The sequence below is a fragment of the Streptomyces tropicalis genome (assembly GCF_029269835.1).
Lineage (GTDB): Bacteria > Actinomycetota > Actinomycetes > Streptomycetales > Streptomycetaceae > Streptomyces > Streptomyces tropicalis.
The window spans coordinates 140,662-166,291 of record NZ_JARJBB010000012.1 but is presented as its reverse complement, the minus strand read 5'-3'; the positions used below and the strand labels follow the sequence as shown (position 1 = coordinate 166,291).

The 25,630-nt window shown below is 75.3% G+C and carries 19 protein-coding genes and 2 pseudogenes; 7 read left to right on the top strand and 14 right to left on the bottom strand.

Going from position 1 to position 25,630, the window contains the following annotated elements; translation table 11 throughout:
- Positions 1 to 24: 24 nt before the first annotated feature.
- Positions 25 to 2,115, bottom strand: coding sequence for a SpoIIE family protein phosphatase (locus tag P3H78_RS22650; protein ID WP_276110929.1), 2,091 nt, complete (start codon positions 2,113 to 2,115; stop codon positions 25 to 27).
- A gap of 343 nt (positions 2,116 to 2,458) precedes the next feature.
- Here P3H78_RS22650 and P3H78_RS22645 point away from each other — a divergent pair, with 343 nt between their 5' ends.
- From P3H78_RS22645 to P3H78_RS22635, 3 genes are all read left to right on the top strand, one after another.
- On the top strand, positions 2,459 to 2,830 hold the full coding sequence (locus P3H78_RS22645; protein ID WP_276110928.1) for a hypothetical protein: 372 nt from the start codon (positions 2,459 to 2,461) through the stop codon (positions 2,828 to 2,830).
- A gap of 130 nt (positions 2,831 to 2,960) precedes the next feature.
- Positions 2,961 to 4,976 (top strand): NADPH-dependent 2,4-dienoyl-CoA reductase, encoded by a 2,016-nt coding sequence (locus P3H78_RS22640; protein WP_276110927.1) that lies wholly within the window; start codon positions 2,961 to 2,963, stop codon positions 4,974 to 4,976.
- Positions 4,977 to 5,030: 54 nt separating this feature from the next.
- On the top strand, positions 5,031 to 5,582 hold the full coding sequence (locus P3H78_RS22635; RefSeq protein ID WP_276110926.1) for a PadR family transcriptional regulator: 552 nt from the start codon (positions 5,031 to 5,033) through the stop codon (positions 5,580 to 5,582).
- Positions 5,583 to 5,615: 33 nt separating this feature from the next.
- Here P3H78_RS22635 and P3H78_RS22630 read toward each other — a convergent pair whose 3' ends face one another.
- The 5 genes from P3H78_RS22630 to P3H78_RS22610 all read right to left on the bottom strand — a co-directional run bounded on the left by P3H78_RS22630 (position 5,616) and on the right by P3H78_RS22610 (position 9,948).
- Positions 5,616 to 6,557, bottom strand: coding sequence for a LysR family transcriptional regulator (locus tag P3H78_RS22630; RefSeq protein ID WP_276110925.1), 942 nt, complete (start codon positions 6,555 to 6,557; stop codon positions 5,616 to 5,618).
- A 309-nt stretch (positions 6,558 to 6,866) separates the two neighbouring features.
- Positions 6,867 to 7,277 (bottom strand): PTS-dependent dihydroxyacetone kinase phosphotransferase subunit DhaM, encoded by a 411-nt coding sequence (locus P3H78_RS22625; protein WP_276110924.1) that lies wholly within the window; start codon positions 7,275 to 7,277, stop codon positions 6,867 to 6,869.
- Positions 7,270 to 7,878 carry a dihydroxyacetone kinase subunit DhaL gene (gene dhaL, locus P3H78_RS22620; RefSeq protein WP_276110923.1) on the bottom strand — a complete coding sequence of 203 codons (609 nt, stop codon included), beginning with the start codon at positions 7,876 to 7,878 and terminating at the stop codon, positions 7,270 to 7,272. The genes P3H78_RS22625 and dhaL overlap by 8 nt, the downstream gene beginning before the upstream one ends.
- 65 nt (positions 7,879 to 7,943) lie before the next feature.
- Positions 7,944 to 8,936, bottom strand: coding sequence for a dihydroxyacetone kinase subunit DhaK (dhaK, locus tag P3H78_RS22615; RefSeq protein WP_276110922.1), 993 nt, complete (start codon positions 8,934 to 8,936; stop codon positions 7,944 to 7,946).
- Positions 8,937 to 9,339: 403 nt separating this feature from the next.
- Positions 9,340 to 9,948, bottom strand: coding sequence for a maltokinase N-terminal cap-like domain-containing protein (locus P3H78_RS22610; RefSeq protein ID WP_276110920.1), 609 nt, complete (start codon positions 9,946 to 9,948; stop codon positions 9,340 to 9,342).
- 239 nt (positions 9,949 to 10,187) lie between these two features.
- On the opposite strand from P3H78_RS22610, the gene P3H78_RS22605 reads away from it, so the two are divergent.
- Positions 10,188 to 10,826, top strand: a complete 639-nt coding sequence (locus P3H78_RS22605) for a methyltransferase family protein (protein WP_276110919.1) — start codon at positions 10,188 to 10,190, stop codon at positions 10,824 to 10,826.
- Positions 10,827 to 10,891: 65 nt separating this feature from the next.
- Here P3H78_RS22605 and P3H78_RS22600 read toward each other — a convergent pair.
- A pseudogene (locus P3H78_RS22600) lies at positions 10,892 to 12,320 on the bottom strand (aldehyde dehydrogenase family protein).
- 31 nt (positions 12,321 to 12,351) lie between these two features.
- Between P3H78_RS22600 and P3H78_RS22595 the strand changes: the two are divergent.
- The gene (locus P3H78_RS22595; protein WP_276110918.1) at positions 12,352 to 12,546 is read left to right on the top strand and encodes a hypothetical protein; all 195 of its coding nucleotides are present in this window, start codon (positions 12,352 to 12,354) and stop codon (positions 12,544 to 12,546) included.
- 40 nt (positions 12,547 to 12,586) lie between these two features.
- Here P3H78_RS22595 and P3H78_RS22590 read toward each other — a convergent pair whose 3' ends face one another.
- Positions 12,587 to 13,483 (bottom strand): ribonuclease BN, encoded by an 897-nt coding sequence (locus tag P3H78_RS22590; RefSeq protein ID WP_438828015.1) that lies wholly within the window; start codon positions 13,481 to 13,483, stop codon positions 12,587 to 12,589.
- A 264-nt stretch (positions 13,484 to 13,747) separates the two neighbouring features.
- Here P3H78_RS22590 and P3H78_RS22585 point away from each other — a divergent pair, with 264 nt between their 5' ends.
- Complete coding sequence (locus tag P3H78_RS22585; protein ID WP_276110917.1) at positions 13,748 to 14,131, top strand: four-helix bundle copper-binding protein; 384 nt, start codon at positions 13,748 to 13,750, stop codon at positions 14,129 to 14,131.
- 97 nt (positions 14,132 to 14,228) lie between these two features.
- Complete coding sequence (locus tag P3H78_RS22580) at positions 14,229 to 15,821, top strand: phytoene desaturase family protein (protein ID WP_276110916.1); 1,593 nt, start codon at positions 14,229 to 14,231, stop codon at positions 15,819 to 15,821.
- A gap of 22 nt (positions 15,822 to 15,843) precedes the next feature.
- Here P3H78_RS22580 and P3H78_RS22575 read toward each other — a convergent pair whose 3' ends face one another.
- The 6 genes and pseudogenes from P3H78_RS22575 to P3H78_RS22550 form a co-directional block, all read right to left on the bottom strand.
- The gene (locus P3H78_RS22575) at positions 15,844 to 17,889 is read right to left on the bottom strand and encodes a serine/threonine-protein kinase (protein ID WP_276110915.1); all 2,046 of its coding nucleotides are present in this window, start codon (positions 17,887 to 17,889) and stop codon (positions 15,844 to 15,846) included.
- Between the two features lie 58 nt (positions 17,890 to 17,947).
- Positions 17,948 to 19,531: a vWA domain-containing protein gene (locus P3H78_RS22570; RefSeq protein WP_276110913.1), complete on the bottom strand. Its 1,584-nt coding sequence runs from the start codon at positions 19,529 to 19,531 to the stop codon at positions 17,948 to 17,950.
- Between the two features lie 93 nt (positions 19,532 to 19,624).
- On the bottom strand, positions 19,625 to 22,234 hold the full coding sequence (locus P3H78_RS22565; protein WP_276110912.1) for a hypothetical protein: 2,610 nt from the start codon (positions 22,232 to 22,234) through the stop codon (positions 19,625 to 19,627).
- Positions 22,235 to 22,267: 33 nt separating this feature from the next.
- On the bottom strand, positions 22,268 to 23,689 hold the full coding sequence (locus P3H78_RS22560; protein ID WP_276110911.1) for a hypothetical protein: 1,422 nt from the start codon (positions 23,687 to 23,689) through the stop codon (positions 22,268 to 22,270).
- 105 nt (positions 23,690 to 23,794) lie between these two features.
- On the bottom strand, positions 23,795 to 25,033 hold the full coding sequence (locus P3H78_RS22555) for a vWA domain-containing protein (RefSeq protein WP_276110910.1): 1,239 nt from the start codon (positions 25,031 to 25,033) through the stop codon (positions 23,795 to 23,797).
- A gap of 17 nt (positions 25,034 to 25,050) precedes the next feature.
- A pseudogene (locus P3H78_RS22550) lies at positions 25,051 to 25,497 on the bottom strand (serine hydrolase); the annotation flags it as partial.
- Positions 25,498 to 25,630: the final 133 nt, after the last annotated feature.

Below are 25,630 nucleotides of genomic sequence, written 5' to 3'. Positions count from 1 at the left end.
CCCGGGGCCCGACCGCCCCGGGCACTAGTCCAGTGCCTGCGCGCGGGCGATGAGCAGCGCCACGTCGTCGTGGTTGTCCGGCTGGTGCAGGGTCCGCAGCAGCAGGTCGCAGACCTCCTCCAGCGCACGCGCCGGGTCGTCGAGCAGGGCCAGCAGCTCCGCGAGGCGCTCGTCCAGCGGCTGGTGGCGGGTCTCGACCAGCCCGTCCGTGTACAGGATCAGCTGGTCGCCCGGTTCGAGGTCGACGGTGGTGGTGGAGAACTCCACCCCGCCCACCCCGAGCGGGGCCCCGGTGGGCAGGTCCAGCAGCTCCGGCGGGCGGCCCAGCCGGACGCGGGCGGCCGGCAGGTGCCCGGCGTTCGCGATGCGGCACTGCCGACGCCGGGGGTCGTGGACGACGTAGAGGCAGGTGGCGATGGCCTGGTCCAGCTGGTCGGTGATCCGGTCGAGGTGTTCGAGCACCCGCGCCGGGTCCAGGTCGAGGACCGCCAGCGTGTTCGTCGCGGTGCGCAGCCGGCCCATCGCGGCGGCCGCGTCGATCCCGCTGCCCATGACGTCGCCCACGACCAGCGCCGTCTTCTCGTCCTCCAGCGGGATCACGTCGAACCAGTCGCCGCCCACCTCGATCGTCGCCCCCGCGGGCTGGTAGCGGGAGGCGACCTCCAGGCCGCCGGTGACGGACGGATGGCTGGGCAGCAGGCTGCGCTGCAGGGTGAGGGCGGTGTCGCGGGCGTTCTGGTACCAGCGGGCGTTGTCGATCTGGACGGCCGCGCGGGCCGCCAGCTCCCGTGCCAGCAGCACGTCGTCCGCACTGAACGGCAGCGGATTGCGGGTGCGTTTGAGGTCCAGGGCGCCCAGCACCTCTCCGCGCGCGATCAGCGGTACCGCCAGGTAGGAGTGCACGCCCGCGCGGTCCAGCAGCACGGCCGCCTCCGGGGACCGGGCGATCCTCGGCAGGTCCTCGTCCTTCACCTGCTCCACCAGCACCGGCTGCGCGCTGCGCACGCACTCCGTGACCAGCCGGTCGGGTCCGTAGCGGGCGATCCGGCCCGGCGGGTCGGCGGCCGCCAGCGCGTCCGGGGCGTCGTCCGCCTTCACGGCCAGCGCCCGGATGACCGCGGCCTCCGCGGGGCCCAGGCTGGTGCGGCGGCCGCTCACGACCGCCTCCAGCAGGTCCACCGCGGCGACGTCGGCCAGCTCGGGCACGGCGACGTCGGCGAGCTCCAGTGCGGTGCGGTCCAGGTCGAGGGTGGTGCCGATGCGTGCCGAGGCGTCCGCGATCAGCGCCAGGCGGCGGCGCGCGGCCTCCGTCTCGATGCCCGCGCGGTACTGCACGGTGGTGTCCACGACCGACGCGGCCACCCCGAGCACCCGGCCGAGCGCGTCCTCCAGGCGGTACAGGGACAGCGACCAGGCGTGGTCCTCGTCCGGGTCGGCCGGGGTGCGGCCCACGCTCGACAGGTCGACGAGCGGCAGTCCGGTCTCCAGTACGCCCCGCACCGCGTCCTCCAGTGCGTCGGCGTCCCACTGCGGGAGCACCTCGTGGACCGTTCGCCCCAGGTGCTCGGCGGCCGGTATGCCGTCGATCCGCTCCATGGCCGGGTTCACCGACACGAACCGCAGGCCGGTGTCGAGAACGGCCAGCCCGATCGGCGACTGCGAGACGATCCGGGTCGACAGCGCGACGTCCCGCTCCAGGCGCTGCACGGTCGACTGGTCCGCGGCGAGCCCCAGCGCGTAGATGTCGCCGTGGTCGTCCAGCAGCCGCATGTTGCGGAACTCCACCAACCGGGTGGTGCCGTCCTTGCGCCGGATCGGGAAGGCGCCCGCCCAGCCCTCGCCGGTGGTGAGCACATCGGCGAACAGCTTCACGACCAGGTCGAGGTACTGCTCGTGGACCATGATCCGGGCCGCGAACTCGCCCAGCGCCTCGCGCGCGGTGTAGCCGAACAGCTCCTCGGCCTGCGGGCTCCACAGCACGATGCGCCCCTGCGCGTCGAGGACCACGGAGGCGACGCCCAGCACGTCGAGCAGCCCGCTCGCCCGCACCGGCCCCCGCACCGGCCCGCGCACCGGCTCCTCGCCCTCGGCCAAGGGAGCCCCGGCTGCAGTCATCCCACGCACCGCCTTCGCCCGTCCACGCGGTCCACCGTCCCCGGTGCCGACCCACCCTGTTCTACAGCGCCCGCGCCCGTCTCCGAGACGGTCCGGCGCCTCCCTCCACCATCCCTCAACACATCGGCCGCCGTCCCCCCGGACCTGGCCGGGGGGACAGGGTACGGCGAGCGGGCCGCCCCTGTACCCCTGCCGACGGCGGTCCCGTACATTCCGGATTCCCCGACCGGGCCCGAGGATGTGCGCCGGCGCCGCTGGTGCTCTCCTGGGAGGGGGTGCTTTGCTGCGGTTCCGCGGGGAGCCCCCGTGGTACCGCGGCGACGCCACGAGAGGAGCGATCACGATGGACAGCGAGCGACCGCACCCGGAGCCCGTCTCGGTGGAGCTGAGCGGGTGCACCAAGGAGGACGCCCGGGTCGTGTTCGACAGCCTGTGCGCCTGCTTCTCGTCCGACCGGTGCGCCGAGGACGTGCCCCGGGACTTCCACGAGGTGCGCCCGACCGTCTGGCTCGGCACCTTCGACGTGGCGGACGCGCACCGGGGCGGCGGGACACCCGCCCACCTCGACGCCGCCGTCGTCGCCGACGTCCAGGGCGGCTACTGGGCGATCGACCGGTTCCGCATCACCCTGAACTCCCTGTTCGCCGTCCAGGACCTGACCACGGTCTCCGGCGACCAGGAACGCGAGCTGCACGTCCGGCTCGAGAACCGCTGACCGCCGACCGCGGGCGCGGCGGCCCGGGCGGGCGGTGGGCGTCTTCGCCCTCTGTTTGTGCAACAAGTTGCATAACGAGCTCCCAGTCCTCTACAACTACAGGGACGACACCTGTGCACGGAGGGGCCCGATGAGCCGTTACCCGCATCTGCTGAGCCCGCTGGACCTGGGCTTCACCACTCTTCCCAACCGCGTCCTGATGGGCTCCATGCACGTCGGACTGGAGGAGGCCGAGCGCGGATTCGAGCGCATGGCCGCGTTCTACGCCGCCCGCGCCCGCGGCGGAGTGGGCCTCATCGTCACCGGCGGCATCGCCCCCAACGACGAGGGTCGCCCCTACCCGGGCGGCGCCAGGCTCACCACCGAGGAGGAGGCCGCCCAGCACGAGCCCGTCACCGCCGCCGTGCACCGCGAGGGCGGCCGGATCGCCCTCCAGATCCTGCACTTCGGCCGCTACGCCTACCACGAGGAGCTGGTCGCGCCGAGCCCCCTGCAGGCGCCGATCAGCCCCTTCGTGCCGCGGGAGCTGTCCGACGCCGACGTCGAGCGCACCATCGGGGACTACGCCCGCACCGCCCGCCTCGCCCAGCAGGCCGGCTACGACGGCGTCGAGATCATGGGCTCCGAGGGCTACCTCGTCAACGAGTTCATCGCCGGGCAGACCAACCGGCGCACCGACCGCTGGGGCGGCTCCTACGAGAACCGGATGCGCTTCCCGGTCGAGATCGTGCGCCGGGTGCGCGAGGCCGTCGGCGAGAACTTCATCGTCATCTACCGGCTGTCGATGCTGGACCTCGTCCCGGGCGGCTCGTCCCTGGAGGAGGTGGTCACGCTCGCCCGCGCCGTCGAGGCCGCCGGGGCCACCCTCATCAACACCGGCATCGGCTGGCACGAGGCCCGCATCCCCACCATCGCCACCTCCGTGCCGCGCGGCGCCTACACCTGGGTCACCAAGAAGCTCATGGGCGCGGTCGGCATCCCCCTCGTCACCACCAACCGCATCAACACCCCCGAACTCGCCGAGCAGCTGCTCGCCGACGGGCACGCCGACATGGTGTCGATGGCCCGCCCGATGCTCGCCGACCCCGACTTCGTCGCCAAGGCCGCCGACGGCCGCTCCGAGGCCATCAACACCTGCATCGGCTGCAACCAGGCCTGCCTCGACCACACCTTCAGCGGGCAGATCACCTCCTGCCTGGTCAACCCGCGCGCCTGCCACGAGACCGAACTGGTGCTGTCCCCGACCCGGCTGCGCAAGCGGATCGCCGTCGTCGGCGCCGGACCCGCCGGCCTCGCCTGCGCGGTGTCCGCCGCCGAGCGCGGCCACGCGGTCACCCTGTTCGACGCGGCGGCCGAGATCGGCGGCCAGCTCAACGTCGCCCGCAAGGTGCCCGGCAAGCAGGAGTTCGACGAGACGCTGCGCTACTTCCGCCACCAGCTGGAGCAGCACGGTGTGGACGTACGGCTCGGCGAGCGGGTCGCCGCCGGCGACCTCGGCGGCTTCGACGACGTCGTGGTGGCCACCGGCGTCACCCCGCGCACCCCCGACATCCCCGGCATCGACCACCCCAGCGTCGTCGGCTACCTGGACGTGCTGCGCGACGGCGCCCCCGTCGGCGAGCGCGTGGCGATCCTCGGCGCCGGCGGCATCGGCTTCGACGTCGCCGAGTACCTCACCGACGGCGGCGACAAGGCGCACGAGGACCCGGCGGCGTACTTCCGCGCCTGGGGCGTCGACATGGACTACCGCGCGCCCGGCGGCCTCGCCGCCCCCGAGCGCCCCGCCCCGCCGCGCACCGTGCACCTGCTCCAGCGCAAGACCAGCAAGGTCGGCGCGGGCCTCGGCAGGACCACCGGCTGGATCCACCGCACCGAACTGAAGCACCGCGGGGTGACCATGGTGCCGGGCGTGCGGTACGACCGGATCGACGACGCGGGCCTGCACATCACCGTCGACGGCGACGGAACCGTGCTGGAGGTCGACACCGTCGTCCTGTGCACCGGACAGGACCCGCGCCGGGACCTGTACGACGAGCTGGTCGCCGCCGGACGCGCCGCGCACCTCATCGGCGGGGCGGACGTGGCCGCCGAACTGGACGCCAAGCGTGCCATCAAGCAGGGCACGGAGCTGGCGGCGGCGCTCTAGTGGAGGGCGGGCCGCGCGGGCCGGTCCCGCACGGCCCGTCCCTAGGATGACCCCATGTCACTCCCGCACGCGATCCTCACCGCCCTGCTCGAGAAGCCGTCGTCGGGGCTCGATCTGACGCGCCGCTTCGACCGGTCGATCGGCTACTTCTGGTCGGCGACGCACCAGCAGATCTACCGCGAGCTGGGGCGGCTGGAGGCAGAGGGACTGATCCGCGCCCTGCCCCCCGAGCAGCCGGCCCGCGGCCAGCGCAAGAGCTACGAGGTGCTGCCCGCGGGCCGTGCCGAACTGGCCCGCTGGACCGCGGCCGCGCAGGAGCCGAAGCCGCAGCGCAACGCCCTGCTGCTGCGGCTCCGAGCCGCCGCCGTCGTCGGCACGGAGGGCCTGGAGGAGGACCTCCGGCGCCATCTGGAGCTGCACGAGGAGCAACTGGCGGAGTACCGCGAGATCGAGGAGCGCGACTTCCCGCCCGGCAGGGACGGCCCCCAGGACCGGCTGCGTCACCTGGTGCTGCGGGCCGGCATCGACCTGGAGACCTTCTGGACGCAGTGGTTGCGGCACGCGCTGGCGGAGTTCGCCGAACTGCCCGGCTCCGACCCGGCCTGACGCACCGGCGGCGGGAGCCGGTCGGCGCAGGTCTCACCAGGTGCGTGCGGCCTGGAGCAGCCGTTCCCGGACGAGGGCGAGATGCGGATGCTCCGGGACCCCCGGACGCTGGGCGAGGTAGGCGGTGTTGATCGGGGGGTCGTCCGGCGAGAGCAGCGGCACCAGCGTGCCGGAGGCCAGTTCGGCCCGGCACAGGTAGCGCGGGAGCACCGTGACGCCCGCCCCCGCGGCCACGGCGGACAGCACGCCGCGCAGGTCCGGCACGGTGATCGCGGCCTGCCCGGTCAGCCGGGTGCCGAAGACGTGCCGCCAGTAGCGGCGGGCGATCGGCAGGTCCTCGGCGTAGGTGACCAGGGGCGCCCCGGCGAGCGCGGCGGGCCCCTCGACGCCGAGCCGGGCGTGATCGATGCGCTCCGCCCACGAGGGCGCCGCCACCAGGACGAAGTCCTCGTCCATCAGTGGTACCCAGCTCAGCGTGCGCCCGCGCGGCCGGGCGGTGGCGATCACCAGGTCGTGGTGACCGGCCCGCAGCTCGGCCAGCAGGTCGTCGGTGAGTCCGGTGCCGACCCGCAGCCGCACGCCCTGCTCGACGAGCGGCGCCAGCGCGGGCAGCGCCCGCGTGCACAACAGCTCCGCCGGACCGGCCAGATGCACCGGCTCCGGCGGCTGGTCGGCGCCGAGGCCGCCGGGGTTGGCGACGGCGGCGAGCGCGTCCAGCGGCGCCGCGACCCGCCCGGCCAGCTGGTCCGCCACCGGCGTGGGCGTCACGCCCCGGGACCCGCGCTCGAACAGCTCCCGCCCGAGCTGCACCTCCAGGGTCCGCATCTGCGCGGTCACGGTCGGCTGCGCGAGCCCGAGCAGCCGGGCCGCGGCCGTGAACGAACCGGCGCGGTGCACGGCCAGGAAGGTCCGCAGCAGGGACAGGTCGAGAGGCGCCGGCGACCCGGACCGGCCATCGGTATTCCTATGGGGCATGGAGGCGATCCTACGGTCGCTCTATGCCGCCCGGGGGACCGCCCCCGGCCGGGTGGCCCGCGCTTCCCCGCCGACGGCTGCACCGGCCCCCTCGACCTGCCGCCCCTGTCGCCACCGTCCGCTCCGGAGTCCGGCCGCCCCCCTCCCGTCCGGCAGCCCGGCCCGCAGCCGGCCGCGGCACCGACGCGCGGGGACCCGGCGACCCGGCCGGGGGCGGAGTCCTCGACCGCCGGGACCGGAGACGGAGAGGGCCCGTGGCGCCGTCCCGAAGACGGCACCACGGGCCCCGGACCGGACACCCCTGCGATCTCACGACTTGCGGTAGCCGTACGCCTCCACCGCCGCCGCCTCCACCGCGTCCAGACCGGCCCCGGTCGCCGCCGTGACCACCGCGGCCACCGCGCCCTCGACGAACGGGGCGTCCACCAGGCGTGTCCCGTCCGGCAGTTCGTCACCCTCCGTCAGCAGCGCCTTCACGGTGAGCACCGCACTGCCCAGGTCCGTGAGCACCGCCACGCCCGCCCCCCGGTCCACCGAGGCGGCCGCCGCCACCACCAGTTCGGCGCTCGTGCCGAGCCCGCCGCCCGTCCGGCCGCCCGCCGGGGCCACCGGCACCGTGGTGCCGCTGCCCGACAGACCCTGGGCGAGCCGGGCCACCGACTCGGCCACCTCCGCGCTGTGCGACACCAGCACGATCCCGACCAGCTTGTCGTCACTCATCCGCCGCCTCCGCGGCCTCGGTGAGCGCGGCCACGAGGAGGGCCGAGGAGGTGGCGCCGGGGTCCTGGTGCCCGATGCTGCGCTCCCCGAGATAGCTGGCCCTGCCCTTGCGGGCCAGCATGGGCGTCGTCGCCTCCGCGCCCTCCTCGGCCGCGGTCCGGGCGGCGGCGAAACCGGCGGAGAGCGCCTCCACGGCGGGGACCAGTGCGTCCACCATCGTCTTGTCGCCCGGCTTCGCCCCACCCAGCGTCATGACCCCGTCCAGACCGGCGTGCAGCGCGTCGGCGAGCTGTGCCTCACTGACCTCGCCGGCGTCCCCGAGGGCCTTCCCGGCCCGGCGCAGCAGCGTTCCGTACAGCGGACCGGACGCCCCGCCGACCGTGGAGATCAGCTGCTTCCCGGCGAGGGTGAGCACCCCGCCCGGCGTGTCCGGCGTCTCCTTCTCCAGGGTGGTCCGTACGGCCGCGAACCCGCGCTTCATGTTGATGCCGTGGTCGGCGTCGCCGATGGGTGAGTCGAGCGCGGTGAGACGGTCGGCCTCGCGGTCGACGGACATGGCGGTCGCCGCCATCCAACGGCGGAAGAAGTCGGCGTCGAGCACTGGATCTCCTTGCGTGGTAGGTGGGACGGCGTCTGCCGGGGCGAGGGCCGGTGACGGCGCGGGAGTCACATTCCCCAGCGCAGCCCCGGCGTCCTCACCGGCGCGTCCCACAGCCGCAGCAGTTCCTCGTCGATCTGGCACAGCGTGACCGAGACGCCGGCCATGTCCAGGGAGGTGACGTAGTTTCCGACGAGTGTCCGGGCGACGGCCACGCCGCGGTCGGCGAGCACCCGGTGCACCTCCGCGCCGAAGCCGTACAACTCCAGCAGCGGTGTCGCGCCCATGCCGTTGACCAGCAGCAGGACGGGGTTGCGCGGGGGCATGTCCTCCAGGAGCGCGTGCACCGTGAAGTCGGCGATCTCGCCGGACGTCATCATCGCCCGCCGCTCCCGGCCGGGCTCGCCGTGGATGCCGATGCCGAGTTCCAGCTCGCCCGGGGGCAGATCGAAGGTGGGGCTGCCCTTGGCCGGGGTGGTGCAGGCGCTCAGGGCGACGCCGAAGGTGCGGGAGTTCTCGTTGACCTGGCGGCCGATCGCCTCGACCTGCTCCAGCGGCCGGCCCTCCTCGGCGGCGGCGCCCGCGATCTTCTCCACGAACAGCGTCGCGCCGGTGCCGCGCCGCCCGGCGGTGTACAGGCTGTCGGTGACCGCCACGTCGTCGTTGACCAGGACCTTGGCGATCTGGACGCCCTCGTCCTCGGCGAGTTCGGCCGCCATGTCGAAGTTGAGCACGTCACCGGTGTAGTTCTTCACGATGAAGAGCACACCCGCACCGCTGTCCACGGCCGCCGCCGCCCGCAGCATCTGGTCGGGCACGGGCGAGGTGAAGACCTCTCCCGGACAGGCCGCCGACAGCATGCCGGGACCGACGAAACCGCCGTGCAGGGGTTCGTGCCCGGAGCCGCCGCCGGAGACCAGCGCGACCTTCCCGGCCACCGGCGCGTCACGCCGTACGATCACCCGGTTCTCGACGTCCACGGTGAGGTCCGGGTGGGCGGCCGCCATTCCGCGCAGCGCGTCCGCGACCACGGTCTCCGCGACGTTGATGAGCATCTTCATGGATACCTCCTACTGAGACGGACAGACAGGGCCCCGGCCTGCTTTTCTGCTGGTCAGAAGCTGTACGGGCGGTGGCCGGAGTGGGTGGTCCACGAGGGCCGGACCCGGTCGGCGGCGGGGCGGTCGGCCGCTGGCTGATGCCTTTCCTGACGGGCCGTCGGATCCGTCGGCCGGGTGGACGCGAGGAGTCCGGAGCGCTCCTACCGGAAGTATCGACCTTGTGACACCGAAGGTCACGTGCGGCGCCCGCTCAGGGGAACGGGCGCCGCACCGGCCGCCGACCGTGCCGAGGCGCGGCCGGTGGCCGGTGCGGCGCCGCGCCGTCGCGGATCGGCGTCGCCGCCGGCCGTGGGCAGCCGCCTCCGCACCCGGGCCTGCCTCTCCCCGCCGCCCGGCCCGCCCCCTACCGTGCCTCGTCGGTGGCGAAGACGCCCCGTGCGGCCGTGCCGTCCGGCCAGGTCCACCCGGCCACGACACTCCCCGCCCCGACACTCCCCGCCCCGACGCTCCCGGACGGTTCGTCCGTGGCCTGCACCGGCCGCAGGACGCGGTGGACCAGGACCCCGGAACCGCCGCCCCGTCCGGCACCGTGCACGGTCACGCTCGGGTCGGGCGTGTCGCTCCTGCTCCGGTGCTGCGGCGCCGCCTCCCCCCGCAGGAGCGCGCTCAACTGCGCCGTCACCACCGGATCGTGGACGCCGTCGTAGATCCACCGGGTCCCGAGCACACCGTGCTCGCAGGTCCCGATCAGCGCATCGGCCGGTACGCCCTCCAGCGCCGCGGCGCGGTACCCCATCGGCACCAGGTACGCCACCGGCTCCCGGGCCCCGGTGTCCACCACGACCATGAACTCGATCCCGACCTCGCCCTCCGGATCGTCCAGCCGGAATCCCCCTGCCCTCACCAGCTCCGGCGCCCCCGAACCGCCCGCGTACCAGCTCTGCTTCGGCAGCCAGCCGGCGAGCAGTTCCAGCTTGGTCGGCGTCATGGTGGTCTGGTGGATGAAGGACATACGAGTTCCCTTGCACGTGGTCCGGACCCGCCCTGCACGGGACGTTCCAAAACCTATAGGAGTGGGGCGAGTTCGTGCGTGCGGAGCGTTGACCGGCGGCTCCGGCGACGGGGGCACGCCGGACCGAGGCCCCGAGGCCGTGCCGCAGGGCAGCCACCGCGTCTCCCCCCACGGGTGGAGACGTCTCCATCGGCCCGTGGGTGCTGGTGGTGGGACGCCGGGCGGTGGAGCCTTGAGGCATGAGTTCTCTGCACTCGGCACTCGTCGTTCTCGTCGCCGTGTGCGTCGCGGTCTTCCTCGTGGCCTGGATCGCGGGCGCACTCTATTTCGGTCTGAAGAGCGCGGCCGGCCCGCAGGACTGGGCGCGCGGGCTGCGCCGGAGCCTGCCGCGCCGGATCCTGCTGATCGCCGGCGTCTACGCGTTCTCCCTGCTCGTCGGCCACTTCCGGGGGTTCTGGCGGCACCTGCAGTACTGGCAGCCGGAGCTGGCTGTCCTGGGCGGGCTGCTCGCGGTCGCCTCCACGGGACTGCTGCTGTGGGCGCGCTGGGTGCTGGGCACGATGTGGGCCAGTGTGCCGACCGTCCGGGAGCACCACGAGCTGCGGACCGACGGTCCCTACCGCCTGGTCCGCCACCCCATATACACCGGCCTGCTCGGCCTGACCGCCGGCGCCATGCTGGCCTGCGGCTTCGGGGTCTGGACGGCCGCCCTGGCCGTGGTCGTGCCCTGGCTGCTGGCCCGGGTCCGGACCGAGGACGCCCTGATGGCCGGACGGTTCGGACCGGCCTACGACGCCTACCGGGCGCGGGTCCCGGCACTGATGCCCTGGACGCGTGCCGCCGGAGCCGGCCGCCGCCCGGCCGGCAGCCACCGGTAGGCGGGTGCCGGCCGGACACCGGGCGGGCGGCACGGCCGGGGCCCGGTGTCCGGCCGGAGCGCCGGTCAGAGCATGACGTGCTTGACCTGGGTGTAGTCGAGCAGCCCGGTGAGGGAGAGGTCGCTGCCGTAGCCGGAGTGCCGCACCCCGCCGTGCGGCATCTCGGACACCGTCGTGCCGTGGGTGTTGACCCAGACGATGCCGGTGTGCAGCGCCCGGCTGGCCCGCATGGCGCGGTCGTGGTCGCGGGTCCAGACGCTCGCGGCGAGGCCCTGCGGGACGGCGTTGGCCATGCGGTGGGCCTCCGCCTCGTCGCCGAACGGCTGGACGGTGACGACCGGGCCGAAGATCTCCCCGGAGACGATCTCGTCCTCCTGCCGGGCTCCGGCGACCACCGTCGCCGAGTGGAAGTGGCCGGGGCGGTCGGGGGACGTCCCTCCGGCGACCGCCTCGGCGTGCGCCGGGAGGCGTTCCAGCAGGCCGCGGACGGAGGCGAGCTGCGCGGCGGTGGTGAGCGGGCCGAAGTCGGCGCCGGGCTCGTCGGGGGCACCGGGCCGCAGTCGCGCGGCCCGGTCGGCGAAGGCATCCAGGAAGGCGTCGTGGACGCGGCGGTGCACCAGGATCCTGGTCGCGGCCGTGCAGTCCTGGCCGGCGTTGTAGAAGGACAGCGACGACAACTGCTCCACGGCGTCCGCCAGATCGGCGTCCTCGTGGATCAGCACCGGGGCGTTGCCGCCGAGTTCGAGGTGCAGCCGCTTGAGGTCGGCGGCCGTGGCGGCGGCGATCTCCCGGCCCGCGCGGACACTGCCGGTGACCGCGACCATGCGGGCGAGCGGATGGTCCACGAGGTGCCGGCCGGTGCCGCGGTCGCCGCGCACCAGGTTGAGCACCCCGGGCGGCAGGTGCTCGCCGGCCAGCCGGCAGCGCGGCCGAGGAGGGAGTGGTGTCGGACGGCTTCAGGACGACGGTGTTGCCCGCGGCGATCGCCGGGGCGATTTTCCACACCGCCATCATCAGCGGGTAGTTCCAGGGGGTGATCTGCGCGCACACACCGACCGGCTCCCGGCGCAGTACGGAGGTCCGGCCCGGGGTGTACTCGGCCGCCGCGGCCCCCGGCAGGTTGCGGGCCGCGCCGGCGAAGTACCGCAGCACGTCGACGACGGCGAGCAGTTCGTCCGCGAGGAACAGGGCGCGCGGTTTGCCCGTGTCGGTCACCTCGGCGCCGGTCAGCGCCCCGGCGTGCCCCTCCAGGGCGTCGGCGATGCGCAGCAGCGCGGTCTGCCGCTGTGCCGGGGTGGTGGCCGACCAGCCGTCGAAGGCCGCGTGCGCCGCCCGGCAGGCCGCGTCCACGTCGTCGGCGCCGGACAGCGGCGCCGTGCCGTGCGGAAGCCCCGTGGCGGGGCCGGTCAGGGGCAGGGTGGCACCGGAGACGGCGGGGCGGTCCGTGCCGTCGACGTGGTTCAGGACGGTGGTGGGGCGGGCGGGGTCAGCCACGGCGCAGTGCCTCCCCCCCTCGCCGGCCCCGGTGACGGCGACGGACCGCAGCGGCCCCACGGGCAGCGCGCTCACCACGGCCCCACTCGTGCTGTCCCTGAGCGACGGCTGCGGCATCCGCCTCATGCTGCGCGACCCGACGGCCACCCTCGACGCCGCCCTCGCGCCCATATGGCGCCATGTGGCGGCCGCGCTGGGCCTGCCGGAGGCGCTGCCGGTGGAGTGACGGGCGACGCGCCCGCCGCGCGGGGAGCGCCCCGGCGTGCTCAGCGGGCCCCGCCGCCCGGGGTGCCGTGCCCGCCGTCGCCGGTGCCGCCGTGGTCGTCGTGGCCGTCGTGCGCGTCGTGGTCGTACGCGTCGCCCTCGTCGTTCTCCTCGTGTTCCAGCAGGTGCCCCATCCGGTCGCAGAAGAGATGCCCGAGCAGCGCGCCGCCGTGGACCACGAACCCGGCTCCGACCAGCCAGGACTCCACCACGAGGACCGTGCCGACCGCGCCGTAGCTCACCGCGTTCGTCACGATCAGCGGTGTGAAGACCAGGTACGAGAAGGCGCGCAGGCCGACCAGGCCCAGCATGGTGGCGATGGCGCCCGGAAGGAGGAGCCGCCGCCGCACCTGGTGGCCGAGCAGGAAGTGCGGACCCCACCAGAAGAACACCACCCCGATCCCCAGGCTGAGCACCAGCCGGTACGAGCCCGCGAGCACGGTACGGGTCTGCACCTGCACGTACAGGTACGTCATCAGCGCGAGCAGCCAGACGGCCTGCCGCCACACCCGGTGCCACGGGCCGGCGGGCAGCCGCCACACCCGCTCGTACCCGTTCTGGACGCTGGAGGCGAACGAGAGGCCGAAGAAGGCGAGCAGCACACCGCCCCACACGCTGGTCGTGCCGACCACCTTGCGCGGCGGGCTGAAGACCTCCGACAGCACGTGCGACGACCGGCCGGACAGGTCCATGCCGTCCACCAGCCACAGCGCGAACCCGCCGTGGTGCAGGGGATCCGCCGCGGCGACCACGATCAGCAGCGGCGCCAGGGTCACCAGGGCGAGCGTGGCGAACCCCAGGGCCCGGTGCATGAGCTCCAGTTCCTTGCCGCGCAGATAGAGCTCGACGATCCAGGAGAGGTGTGCCGTCGGGCGGTCGGAGGAGACCCGGCCGGTCAACGCCGCCGCCGCGGGTGCCCGCCGCCCCGGACGGGGGGCGCCGGTGTCGGGCGGGACGGGCGTGACATGCCGACGGCGCCTCCTCTCGGGGCCCGGCCGAACCGGCCGGATGCGCGGCCGCGCATCCCCATCATCCCGGCGCCGCCGGGCCGCCGCACCCGGGGCACCCCGCGCGGACCGCGGACCGGCGCGCACCGCCGCGCCCGTCGCGGAACCTCGTCCGGGCGGGGTTTGACGGGGCGCGGCACCGGCAACCCGCGCGGTGTGGGTACATCGCCGTCGACGACGTCGCAACAGGAACTCGTCCGCTTCCTGGAGGACCGATTCGCCTGCGCCCAGGCGTGCTCGGAGTGCGCCCGCGCCTGTGCGCTGCGGGCGAGCGCGGTGGATCCGGGCGGCGACGGCCGTCCGGAACTGGTCCGCCGCAAGGGCATCCTGTGCGCGGAGGTGTGCGACGCGACCTGCCGGTTGCTCTCCGAGCAGAACGACCAGGACGAGGGCGCCGTCCGTGTCCAGCTGGAGTGGTGCAGGAGTGTGTGCCTGGAGACCGCCCAGGTCCTCGACGGCTTCCCGGGCGCCGAGCAGACGGCCCGGTCCTGCCGGGCCTGCGCGCGTGCCTGCACGGACTTCATGTCCACGCTGACCTGACGCCGTCCCGGTTCGGAGCGGGCGGCGGCCGGCCCGCAGCGGAACCCGCTCCCGCCGACCCCTGGCCGACCTAGATCATCACGTGTTACCAAGGACCATGACCGCACTTCAGGGACACGGGACGTACGACGCCGTCATCGTCGGCGGTGGGCACAACGGGCTGGTCGCGGCCGCCTACCTGGCACGCGCCGGCCGGTCGGTGCTGGTGCTGGAACGGCTGGACCACACCGGCGGCGCCGCGATCTCCACCCGGCCCTTCGCCGGCGTGGACGCCCGGCTGTCCCGGTACTCCTACCTGGTCAGCCTGCTGCCGCAGAAGATCGTGCGGGACCTGGACCTGGACATCCGGCTCAGCAGCCGCACCGTCTCCTCGTACACGCCCGTGGAGCGGGCCGGCCGCGCCACCGGACTGCTCGTCGGCCGCGGCGAGGAGCGCACCCGCGAGGCCTTCGCCCGGCTGACCGGATCCGACCGCGAGTACGAGTCCTGGCAGCGCTTCTACGGCATGACCGGCCGACTCGCCCGCCGGGTCTTCCCCACCCTCACCGAACCCCTGCCCACGCGTGAGGAACTGCGCCGCCGCGTCGACGACGAGGACGCCTGGCGGATCCTGTTCGAGGAGCCCATCGGCGCCGCCGTCGAGGACCGCTTCGCCGACGACCTCGTGCGCGGGGTCGTCCTCACCGACGCGCTCATCGGCACCTTCGCCGACGCCCACGACCCCTCCCTGGAGCAGAACCGCTGCTTCCTCTACCACGTCATCGGCGGCGGCACCGGTGACTGGGACGTGCCCGTGGGCGGCATGGGCGCCGTCACCGACGCCCTCGCGGACGCCGCCCGCCGGGCCGGTGCCGTGCTCGCCACCGGCCACGAGGCGGTCCGCATCGCCACCGACGGCGACACCGCCGAGGTGACCTACCGGACCGGGGACACCGAGGCCACCGTCGGCGCGCGGCACGTCCTGGTGAACGCCTCGCCGCAGGCGCTGGCCGAGCTCACCGGCGCCGCACCCCCGCAGCCCGCCGAGGGCGCCCAGCTCAAGGTGAACATGCTGCTCAAGAGGCTGCCCCGGCTGCGGGACACCTCCGTCGACCCGCGCGACGCGTTCGCCGGCACCTTCCACATCGCCGAGGGCTACGAGCAGTTGGCCGCCGCGCACGCGCAGGCCGCCGCCGGCGCGCTGCCCTCCGCACCGCCGTCCGAGATCTACTGCCACTCACTGACCGACCCCAGCATCCTCGGCCCCGACCTGGTGGAGCAGGGCTACCAGACGCTGACCCTCTTCGGCCTGCACGCCCCCGCCCGGCTCTTCGCGCGCGACAACGACGGTGCGCGGGAGGAACTGCTGAAGGCGACCCTGGCGCAGCTCGAGGTCCACCTCGCCGAGCCGCTCGCCGACTGCCTGGCGACCGACGCGGACGGCCGGCCCTGCATCGAGGCCAAGACCCCGCTGGACCTGGAGCGGGACCTGCGACTGCCCGGCGGCAACATCTTCCACCGCGCGCTGAGCTGGCCGTACGCCTCCGAGGACACCGGCCGCTGGGGCGTGGAGACGGCTCAGCGCAACGTCCTGCTCTGTGGCGCGGGCGCGGTCCGCGGCGGCGGCGTCAGCGGGGTGCCGGGGCACAACGCGGCCATGGCCGTGCTCGGGGCCCCGGCCGCCGGGGGAGCGGCCGGCCAGGACGGCTGACGGGACCCGCGCCGTCCACGGCTCACGGCCCCGGCCCCGGCCGCTCCGGGCTGTCCGGGCCGGACGGCGGGCCCGCGGCCGGGGCCGTGGTGGCCGGAGCCCCGGCCGCCGGTGGGACGGTGGCCGGGGCGGCGGCGGCCGGCAGCGCGTGCAGGGTGCCGCCGGACGACGCGGCGAGCACGGCCCGGCCGCCCGGGGCGGCGGCCACGGCGAGGATCTGCCCGCCGAGGTCGAAGCTCTGCAGCGACGTCCCGCCCCGGGCGTCGAGCAGTTGCAGCCGTCCGCTCCACCCGCCCGCGTAGACCGTCGTGCCGTCGGCGCAGAGGGCGAAGAACTCCTCGTGCGTGCCGTACGGGGCCCGCCAGATCCGCTCGCCGGTCGCGGCCGCGTGGCAGTGCACGGTGCCCGCCGTGTCCGCCACGACCACCGTGCCGGACACCCGCACCGGCGCTGCCGCCACGGGTGCGCCGAGCACCGCCTCCCACAGCACGGAGCCGTCGGCCGCCGCCAGGCGGCGCAGCCCGCCGTCGCCGTCCGCGACCACCACCGCGTCGTCCAGCGGCAGCGGCGGCGCGAGGACCGGCGCCGGCAGCCGCGCGGGCTTCTCCCAGCACACCGCCCCGTCCTCCTCGTCGACGGCGAGCAGTTCCAGGCCCCGTGCGGCCGACAGGTACACGTGCCGGGCCCCCGCGGCGACGGGCACCGCGGGGGCCCCCGAGGCGTCGGTGACCGGTGCGGAGTGCCACCAGACGCGGCGGGTGACCGCGTCGAAGTGGTGCAGCCGTCCGGCGTCGTCGCCGAGGAAGACGCTCTGCCCGCGCAGCAGCACCCCCGCTCCGGTGAGACTGCCGGCGGCCGCCGCCCACCACGGCTTCCGCTCCCGGGCGTCCCACGACTCCAGCCGCCCCGCCGCGTCGCACACCAGCAGCACGCCCCCGTCCGCGCGCAGCCGCACCGGCGCCGTGAAGCCGGGGCGGCGGTCCAGCTCCCGGCCGGAGCCCGGGTCCAGCCAGCGCACCGTGCCGTCGCCGTCGGCGGTCACCACCGGACCCTCCTCGACGGCCACGACGCTCTGCGGCCAGTCCCCGACGTCCGCGCTCCAGCTGCGCCGCCCGGGCCGGAAGGGCACCGTGAGATCGGCGGCGTCACCCGCCCCGGCCAGCAGGTCCCGCAGCCCCGCGCGGTGGCCGGCGAGCAGGCGAACGACGTCGTCGGGCAGCCGCAGCGCGCCGGGCCGTCCGAGGCCCTCGGCGACCTCGTCCAGACGGGGGCGGTCGGCCGGATCCTCCGCGAGGCAGGAGCGCAGCAGCCGGCCCAGCGGGTCGTCCGGCAGCCGGGACAGGTCGGGTCCGCCTCCGGAGACCCGGCGCATCAGCATGGCGCGGGCGTCGCTCGCCCCGGTGTACGGCGGGTGCCCGGTGAGGGCGTGGAGCACGATGCCGGCGATGCCGAACACGTCGGTCGCGGAACCCGTCCTGGCCAGGCCGCGGATCTGCTCCGGGGCGCAGAAGTGCGGATGCCCGATGACCGTGTCCAGGGTCAGCGTCACCCGCTGGCCGCGGATGCGGGTCAGCCCGAAGTCGATGATCCACGGCCCGTCCTGGGTCAGCAGGATGTTGCCCGGGTGCAGGTCCCGGTGCAGCAGGCCCTTGTGGTGCGCGGTGTTGAGGGTGTCGACCAGTTCGGCCGCGACGGTGTGCACCGTGTCCCGCGGCAGCGCACCGCCGTGGGCCTCCAGGACGCGGTAGAGCGACAGTCCGGGGATGAAGCGGGTGGCCAGCGTGGGCTGCCGCCCGGCCCCGAAGTCCAGGGCGAGCAGCTCGGGGATGCGGGCCCCCTTGCAGCGTTCCAGTGCCTTGCTCTCCTGATGGAAGCGCTGCATGTGCTGGGCGTCCTCGGTGAACTCGCGCTTGAGGAGCTTCACGGCGGCCAGGGTGTCGGGCCCGTGCCGGTCGCCCGGGCGTCTGCCGAGGTAGACCGTGCCGAAACCGCCGGTGCCCAGTCTGCTCAGCAGCCTGAATCCCGCGGCCTCCGGCGGGTCGACGGCCGGATCCAGCGGCGTGACCATGGCGGCGTCCTCTCCGTACGGCGGTCTCGGTGTGTCGCTGTGTCGGTCTGTCGGCATGTCACCGCAGCACGGCGGACTGACTCTCCGTCTCGTGCGAGAAGCCGATGCCGCACAGCACGGTCGACTTGCCGAGCTCGCACGTGCCGGAGTCCCTCAGCCGCTCGCCGCCCGGCCGGGGGGCCTCACGGTCGCACCGCAGGACCAGCACCAGGCGTCCCGCCTCCTGCCGGCCGCACACCGTGACGCGGGCCCGCACCTCGCCCGCGTCCGTGTCCTGGACGACCTCCCGGCCGCGCAGCGGCATCGTCTGCCGCTCGCCGGACCGCAGGTCGGTGACGACCAGGAACCCGGACAGCTCCGGGTGGCGCCGCCGGTGGGCGGCCCGGGCCGCCGCACCGCCCAGCAGCAGGACCAGCAGCACCAGCGGGTACAGCCAGCCGGGAGTGCGGCCGGGCACCGTCCCGCGCAGGTCGAGAAGGGTGACGGTGGACCGGCCCGGGGAGAACGCCGCGTCGCCGAGGGAGCCGCGCACGGTGGACGTCCACGGGGACCCGACCACGGTCCGGACGCCCACGCCGGCGCGGAAGTCGCCGTCGCCGGGGATCAGCGCGAACTCCGGGTCCTGCTGCCAGGTCAGCGTCACCCGCACGGTGCGGCTGCGCCCCGGCTCCAGTGTCACCGGCCCGCCCGGTGCCGTCAGGGTCGCTCCGGAGGCGTCGGCGGACGTCAGACGCACCGTCAGCGGGACGTGCCGTGCCCGCGAGGTCAGGGTGACCTCCAGGGTCCGGGTGCGGGTGCCGGTGCCGCCGCCGGTCGCGACGCCGACGTGCCCGTCGCGGGCCGCACCCACCCCCGCACCGGCGACCGTGACGCCGACGGCCGCGTTCCGGTCGGCGCGCAGCAGCGTCAGGGCCTTCTGCGTGCGGACCTGGTCCTTGGCGGCGCTGAGCTGGGAGCCGAGCGCGGTGGGGTCGACGGGGAGGATGCGGGGGGCGCCGAAGGCGCTGCCGAGCACCTCGGAGACGCCGGTGCCCTGGGCGAGCGGCAGCCCGTAACCCATCAGCCTGCGGTGCGAACCCAGCGTGTCGAAGCGCTGCTTGAGCTGCTTCCAGGCGGGGCTGCCGAGCCGGGCGTACGGGCTGCCCGGCGCGTTGACCGCGCCGTCGGTGAGCATCAGGACCGCGCCGACGGGTGCCGTGCTGCGGTCGAGCTGGTCGGCGGCGGCGTCCAGGGCTGCCCCGTGATCGCTCGCCGACTCCCCTGCGGAGGAGGGGAGTTCCTTGGCGAACAGGTCGCCGGTGCGGTTCGCCGGGGACATCGGGTGCACGACACTGGTCGCCCGCCCGAACGTCACCACGGCCACCTGGTCCGCGGGCGTCAGCGACGTCAGGAAGTCGGCGAGCCGCCTCTTCACGGTCGTGTAGAGCGGTACGCCGTCGGGGCCGCGGTCCTGCATGGAACTGGACACGTCGACGAGGACGACGTAGGCGGCCGGCACGTCGTCGACCTTGAGCGAGCGGTAGACCGTGTCGCGTGACACCGGCGGGTCCGCGGCGACGGCGGGCGGGGCGGCGCAGACGGCGAACAGGACGGTGAGGGTGAGCAGCACGGCGCGGTGCGCCGCCGCCCGGATGGTGAGCATGGGTGTCGGTCCCCCTGGAAGGTGCGTGAGCGGGCTGCGGGCCGCGGCGGGCCGCCGGGCCGGGAGCGGGGCGTGGGGTGCGGTGCCCGCCCCTCAGGTGCGGGCGCGGGCGTGGGCGGTGGCGTGGTCGAGCCGGCGCAGACGGTCGATCTCCCGGTCGCACTGCGACCGTTCGCTCTGCAGCGCGTCGATCTTCAGGGTGCAGTCCGCCCGCCGCGCGGACAGCTCCCGGACGGCGTGGTCGCGGTAGTCGAGCCAGGCATCGGGGGCGGCGCCGTGGGCGAACGCCAGCTCCAGGTGATCCCGTTCCTCGTCCGCGCGGCCCCGGCCGGTGTACGACTCCCAGGTCCGGTGGTAGGCGTCGAGGAGGGCGAGAATGCGGCCGCCGGGCTCGGCGCGCGCCGCCCACGGGGCGAGGGCCGCGCACAGCGCGTCGTCCCCGGCGCCGGCCCGGCGGGCCTCGTACGCCCCGGCGGCCAGGCTCCGGCACTCCTCGCGTGTGCCTCCGGCGTGGGCGGCGGCGCGGTGCACCGCGCGGACGGCGAGCGCGGGCCGCAGGGACGGCAGGCGCTGCGCCAGCCGTGCGAGCCACCGCTGGTCCGCCTCGGTCTCCTTCCAGTGCGGGGTGCCGGTGGCGAGGCGGTCCACCGCCTCGCGGACGATCCGCGCGTACGGCTCGCGCCCGTCGAGGAGGTGGTGGGTGAGGTCCCGTGCGGCCTGGTCGGGTCCGGCGCCGGTCTCCGTGTCCACCGACAGCAGGTCCTGCAGCAGAAGTTCCGCGACGGACTCGCGGTGCCGGCGCAGCGGGCGGGACTCGAGTGCCGCGCTGAGGACCGCGGCGTAGGCGCCGACGCGGCCGTTCGTGCCGCCGGATCCCGGCAGTTCCGGCAGGGTGGCCAGGGTGAGGAAGCCGGTCGGCGGCAGTCCGGCCAGCGCGCACAGCACGTCCCAGCGGGCCGCGGAGTCCGGCTGCACCGGTCCGGGCGACCGGTCCAGGGCCCGGCGCAGCAGCTCCTGCGCCGGGTCCCCGGCCGGGTCCGCCCCGGCGGACCGCGCCACGCAGGCAACGAGCCCGTGGAACAGCTCGGGCTCCCGCAGGAGAGGGTGCGCGTGCCCGCAGGCGGCCGCCGCCGCGAGCAGCCGTGCGGCCGTCTCCGGGTGGTGCTCGGCCCACTTGCGGTCCACCTCGGGCGGGCAGGCCCCCAGGCTCAGCAGCCGGGACAGCGGCGCCAGTTCCGGGCTCCCCTCGGCCTCGGGGGCCGCGCCGTCACCGAGCCAACGCAGCCAGGCGAGGACCGGCCCGGCCGGGTCCGGACCGGCGTACAGGGCCTGGAGCAGGCGGTCGGCGAGGCCGGGCACGGTGCGCAGCAGGGACAGCGTGAAGTCGTTCATCGTCCCCTCCGTGAACGGGGCGACGGAGGGCAGCAGTTGCCCGGTCACCGGCTCCGGGCCGTCCTGGGCGGAGTGGTCCAGGATCTCGGTGACGACGAAGGCGAGCACCTCGTCCAGGGGCCGCAGTCCCGCCCGGGTGTCCGGAGTCGCCTCGCGCAGGCTCTCGAAGGCCGCCCGGGCCGCGTCGGTCCGCCCGGCGAGGAGATCCTCGATGAGCCGGGCGCGCACGGGCTGCGACACCTCGGGCGCCCCGAGGTGGGCCGCCAGGGCGCCCATGTCGCCGGAGCCCTCCGCGATCCTGCGCCCGGCGAGCACGGCGACGGACCCGGGGTCGATCCCCGGCCGGCGCAGCGCCAGGTCGATCCGTTCACGGTCCACCTCGCGCCCCTCCCGGACCTCCTGGACGGTCGCGAGGCCGGGATCGAGCCGGGTGAGCACGTCCACGGCCCGCGCGTGCGCGTCCGGCGCGGTGACGTCCAGGGGTTCCCGGGCCTCGGCCAGGTGGCGCAGGACGGCAGGTCCCCCGTGCTGCGTCCAGTTCCCGACGAGCAGATCGTGATAGGTGCGGGCGGGCGCGGACAGCGCGCCCAGGTCCGGGAGTTCGCCGTTCCAGGCGAGGCTCGCCACACCCGGGGAGTCGTCCGTGCCCCAGTACAGGCGCATCGGCACCTCGGAGCCGGAGGAGGTGCTCGTGGCGGCGGACAGCGAGTGGCGCATCCCGTACGGCAGCAGGGCCGCCACGCAGTCCAGGACCTCCAGCAGCTCCAGCGCCTCGTAGTGGTCGCCGGTCACCGCCACCGGACCGTCCAGCAGATGGGCCGCGGCGGCCGCGAGCCAGTGGGTGCCCTTGGACACCCTGGCCGTGACCTGTCTCCCGACGCGGGTGAGCAGCAGGTCGTCGGCGTCGAGGACCAGTTCGGCGGGTGCGGCCCCGGTCTCCGTGAGCCGGCCGGCCGCGTCGAGGGCCGCCCGGGCCAGACCGTACCAGCCGACGCCGGCCGCGCCGGCGTCCGCGACGGGCACGGCGAAGTGGCTGATCCGGTAGATCGTGCGGTGGGTGTGGTCGACGGCCGGCGTGTCGTCGAGGAGGAACACCCCGACGGTGCCGGTCCCGTCCGGGGTCCGCCCGCAGCCGATGGTGATCCACGGGAGCCGGTCGCCTGGCGTCGGGGTGCCCGGCGACCAGTGGAGGATGGCGGTGTTGAACTCGTCGCCGCGGTCGGGCGGGCATGCGGCGAGGATCCGGTATCCGCTGGTGCTGCGGGGTTCCTTGCCCCACAGCGCCCAGTCGGCGAGCAGCCGCGATGCCATGGCGGTCCTCTCTGGTGCGGAGTCGGTGCCGGGTCAGGAGCGGGCCGGGCCGAAGCCCCGCAGGAAGAGGAACGGTTCGAGGATGTTCACCGGCTGCGGCGGCGCGACGAAGCGGACGTCGTCCTCGACGGGGTTCACCAGGGACGGGTTCTCGAAGTCGAACCCGCGCTCGGGGTCGACCCAGAACCCGACCGCGGAGCACACGAAGTAGCCGACGCGCTCGGGAGCGAAGAACAGCTCGATCTGCTGCTGGATCTCCCGCAGGCTGCCGTGCGGGAACGCCTGGCAGAGCCCGTCGAAGAGCCGCTTGGCGTCCATCACCTCGGGCTGCCCGGTGCGCGGGTTGAGGCGCACGTTGCCCTGCTCACAGGCGAACCGGAAGACGCGGTCGTCGTCGAACTTCGCCAGGCACACGGCGATGCTGTGCGGCAGCAGGTTGCCTTCGCGCTCGCCCCGCATGTGGATCTCGGTGGCCACCCCTGCGAGGACGTCGGTGAAGAAGTCGGCGTTCTGGCGGGCGTCCGGGCCCACCGGCCCGTCGTCGCCGTTGACCTGCCACTCGCGCACGGGGTCGACGACGTAGACCATGGCCCGTGACGCACCGAGGTCCTTGACGAGCTTGCCGCCGAGGGCCGCCCCGGTCCGCGAGTGCAGGTCGAACGCCTCGCCGGGCAGGTCGCGCACGGTCACCTTGAACTCGGTCAGGTCGCGCCCGCGGTCGGTGCCGCGCCGCCACCGTCTGCGCCCCGCCCGGGAGAACCGGGTGCCGGTGAGGTCCCCGGCCAGGGTGAAGCGCACCGGTCGCTGCTCGGTGAGGGTGGCGTTGGGGAACGTCCGGTCGCGGTGGAGGATGCGGGCCAGGTCGCGGAGGAACGTGTGCGAGGCGTGGTCCTCCGGCCAGATGCTCCACTTCCCGTACGCCGGGTCCTGCACGGCGCGCGAGAGCGCGGCCAGCAGGGTGGACTTCCCGCTGCCCATGCCGCCCCACAGGGTGACCGTCGACTCCGGTGCCGCAGGCCGGCCCTCCTGCTCCGGACGGGGCGTCTCCTGCTCCTCGGAGCGCGCCGCCTTCGCGCCCGTCTTCGCGGTCCTGTCGGGGCGCGGCGGCGCACCGGCCTCCCCGGCCTTCTCCAGGACGATGCCCGGCAGATCGTCCGCCGGGGGCGCGGCCGGGGCCGGCAGGGACGGGGCCCGCTGCTCCTTCTCCCCTGCGGTCCGCGGTCCTGCGGTCCTCGGCCGCGGCGGCGCGGAACCGTTCGCGGCGGCCGGGGGCGCGGTGGGCGGTGGCGGCAGGGCCGCCCGGCCGACGAGCGTGGACGGGTCCCACACCGCGAACGGCCCCTCCGCCCCGCGGTCGTCGCTCCTCCGCTCCTTCGGCCGGTCCCTGGTGCGCTCCCTGGGCCGGTCCGGGCTGTCGTTCCTGCCGCGCTCGCGCCGTGCGTCGTCGTCGGCCATGGTGGGCTCCCCCTGGAGGGGCGGCGGACCTCGTCCGCCGCACGTGGTGTGGGTGGTGGTGCGGTGCGCGCGGGCGGCGCGCGTCCGCCGGCCGTCCGGTCCGTGTCAGCCGGCGGCCGGGTGCTGCCAGTCCCCGGCCGCGCCGTCGGCGACGACCAGCCGGATCGGGGCGCCGTCCGCGGGCCGGCACAGGGCGGGTGCGGCGACCGCGGAGGCGATCAGCCGCGGGTCGTGGCCCGCGGTGAAGCGGCCCTCGGCGCCGAAGGCCTCCCAGGCATGGTCCGCCCACTGCGCGAGGTGGGGTTCGCCCTGGAGGTCGTCCATCCAGTGCGGCTCGTCGACGACGGCGACGCACGCCACGCGTTCGTAGTGCCGTGCCGCGTCCAGTTCGTCCCGCCACTCCAGCCGGTCGGGGCAGATGCGGACGGCCGCGCCGCGCCGCAGCACCCGGGGCGGCCGGGCCCGCGGATGGGGAGGGCGCGAGCCGAACACCAGGAGCACCCGGTGGCTGTCGCCGCGCCACAGGTGCCGCCGGTCGGCCAGTTCGCGGGGGACGTGCTCCAGGCCGGTGGCGAAGTCGTGCCGCAGCGGATGCGGGCGCCAGCCGGCGAGGGCCCGCTCGGCGTCGGGCGCCGCGGACAGTTCGACCCGGTGCACCACCGGGTCCCGGTCGTGCGGCCGGTCCAGCGGCGCGTGGTCCCGGTAGCCGATCAGACCGACCCGCAACGTGTCCTCGCCGCCCACCGCGTCCCGTACGGCGGTCACGACGGCCGCCGCCTCCTGCAGCCGCTCCTCCACGGCGGTGCCCCCGTCGGCCTGCGGCCCGGCGACCTCGACGGCCACCACGAGGTCGACCGGGCGGGGTCGGGACAGCTGCCGCGGCGCCTGCGACGCGAGCGCAGTCCAGGAGGACGGCTCCGGCTCGTGCGGGCCGTCGTGGTGCAGGTCCACCCGGCCGCGGCCGCGCAGTGTGTAGGACAGGGTGGCCCGCCTGCCGGGCGGGAGCGCGATCCGGTCCAGGCGCAGAGGACGCCATCGCGACGGAGGCTCGCCGGGGCCGCCGCAGACCACGGCGGCGACGCTCTCGCCGGTGGTCGCCCCGCGGGGCGGCGCCGTCACCGGCACGCCGGCGACGGGCCCGGCGGAGCCGCGTCCGTCCGGGCGGCTCCCCGCCGGGAACAGCGGGCGGCGCACCAGTCCGACCGTGCCCGAGGCTCCGTCGACATGCGCGGCGGCCAGCCACACCGTGCTGCGCAGCGGGGCCGACGCCGTCAGGTCGTCCGGGCTCCCCGGCCAGTGCGCGGACAGCCGCAGGCCGAGGAGGGCCCCCGTGTCCCGCCGCACGGCCTCGGCGGCCTGTTGGACACGGAGGCGAGGTCGTAGACGGTGTCCCGGGTGGCGGGGATCCGCAGGCCGGCGGGGAACTCGACGCCGGTGTCGGTCTTCTCGTCGTAGGCGCAGTAGCGCACCGCCGTGCCGATCGGCTCGTGCAGGGCCACGGTGCCGCCGCGCCCGGCGAGCAGGACGGCGCTCGCGTACCAGGGATGCCGCGGGGTGGGACCGAGGAACGCCTCGGCGTCGGTCACCAGGCGCCGCAGCGGGTCGGCCAGCAGTCCCGCCCGTTCGGGCGACCCGTGCCGCAGAGTGGGGTGCCCACCGCCGGGTGCGCCCGGTGCGCCGGACGCCGCGGCGGCCGCCACCGGCAGCGGGCCGAGGGCCAGCGCACCGCCCAACGCCAGCGTGGTCCGGCCCAGTCCGCGCCGTGTGAGCCCGTGCCCGTCGCCTCTGCCCGCTGCGCCGTCGGTCATCCGGAGGCCTCCCGCCGTACCGTCTGAAAGAATCTTTCGGGACGTGTCGTGCGGGGTGAAACTTTCCTGTCAGGGGCCGTCCGTGTCAACGGGGCGTGCGGGGCGGGCGGATCCCGCGGAGCACCGGAAGCGG

What these genes read in the sequence shown, in the direction of transcription:
- P3H78_RS22650 (WP_276110929.1), bottom strand. Translation starts at nt 2,115, where the DNA reads ATGACTGCAGCCGGGGCTCCCTTGGCCGAGGGCGAGGAGCCGGTGCGC.
- P3H78_RS22645 (WP_276110928.1), top strand. Translation starts at nt 2,459, where the DNA reads ATGGACAGCGAGCGACCGCACCCGGAGCCCGTCTCGGTGGAGCTGAGC.
- P3H78_RS22640 (WP_276110927.1), top strand. Translation starts at nt 2,961, where the DNA reads ATGAGCCGTTACCCGCATCTGCTGAGCCCGCTGGACCTGGGCTTCACC.
- P3H78_RS22635 (WP_276110926.1), top strand. Translation starts at nt 5,031, where the DNA reads ATGTCACTCCCGCACGCGATCCTCACCGCCCTGCTCGAGAAGCCGTCG.
- P3H78_RS22630 (WP_276110925.1), bottom strand. Translation starts at nt 6,557, where the DNA reads ATGCCCCATAGGAATACCGATGGCCGGTCCGGGTCGCCGGCGCCTCTC.
- P3H78_RS22625 (WP_276110924.1), bottom strand. Translation starts at nt 7,277, where the DNA reads ATGAGTGACGACAAGCTGGTCGGGATCGTGCTGGTGTCGCACAGCGCG.
- dhaK (WP_276110922.1), bottom strand. Translation starts at nt 8,936, where the DNA reads ATGAAGATGCTCATCAACGTCGCGGAGACCGTGGTCGCGGACGCGCTG.
- P3H78_RS22610 (WP_276110920.1), bottom strand. Translation starts at nt 9,948, where the DNA reads ATGTCCTTCATCCACCAGACCACCATGACGCCGACCAAGCTGGAACTG.
- P3H78_RS22605 (WP_276110919.1), top strand. Translation starts at nt 10,188, where the DNA reads ATGAGTTCTCTGCACTCGGCACTCGTCGTTCTCGTCGCCGTGTGCGTC.
- P3H78_RS22580 (WP_276110916.1), top strand. Translation starts at nt 14,229, where the DNA reads ATGACCGCACTTCAGGGACACGGGACGTACGACGCCGTCATCGTCGGC.
- P3H78_RS22575 (WP_276110915.1), bottom strand. Translation starts at nt 17,889, where the DNA reads ATGGTCACGCCGCTGGATCCGGCCGTCGACCCGCCGGAGGCCGCGGGA.
- P3H78_RS22570 (WP_276110913.1), bottom strand. Translation starts at nt 19,531, where the DNA reads ATGCTCACCATCCGGGCGGCGGCGCACCGCGCCGTGCTGCTCACCCTC.
- P3H78_RS22565 (WP_276110912.1), bottom strand. Translation starts at nt 22,234, where the DNA reads ATGGCATCGCGGCTGCTCGCCGACTGGGCGCTGTGGGGCAAGGAACCC.
- P3H78_RS22560 (WP_276110911.1), bottom strand. Translation starts at nt 23,689, where the DNA reads ATGGCCGACGACGACGCACGGCGCGAGCGCGGCAGGAACGACAGCCCG.